1 protein-coding gene is annotated in these 442 nt (G+C 69.7%); it reads right to left on the bottom strand.

The genetic code is table 11. The features are described from left to right. The coding region (locus tag J0A65_RS25885) for a DUF1853 family protein (RefSeq protein WP_206597065.1) at positions 1-442 on the bottom strand (442 nt) is incomplete at both ends.

The raw sequence follows: 442 nt of genomic DNA, 5'->3' as shown, positions 1-442 counted from the left end.
GACCTCTCGCCAGTCACCGGCCTGATCCTCTTCCAGTCGCACCAGCAGCTGGGAGCGGGAGGACAGGCCCTCCAGCCAGTGCGCGAACGTCTCGCGCGACCAGCGTTCCTCGCCGTCAATCAGCGCCGGCGCCAGCCAGGACAGGCGTGGCAGGGGTTGCCAGTGCGCCTGCGCTTGCCGGGCGGAGAATGCTGCCCAGTCACGTTGCCGCAGCCAGTGCCCTCGCCAGTGCGCCGGCAAGGCGCCGCGCGGTGAATCGCACCCTGTTGGCCAGGGGTAGAACAGGTAGCCGGCGAGCCAGAAGGACGATCGGGTGTCGCTCAGGCGCAGCTCGTTGAGGTCGCCACGCGCCTCGCGCCGGGACGACAGCGGCAGTTGATGCTGGGCGAGATGATTCAGTTTCAGGTCGAGCCGGTCGTGGCTGCCGGGGCCGAGCCAGAGG

This window comes from Bowmanella yangjiangensis (genome assembly GCF_017255015.1).
GTDB lineage: Bacteria > Pseudomonadota > Gammaproteobacteria > Enterobacterales > Alteromonadaceae > Bowmanella > Bowmanella yangjiangensis.
The sequence above is the reverse complement of the archived record's forward strand: the minus strand, read 5'-3'. Positions and strand labels throughout refer to the sequence as shown.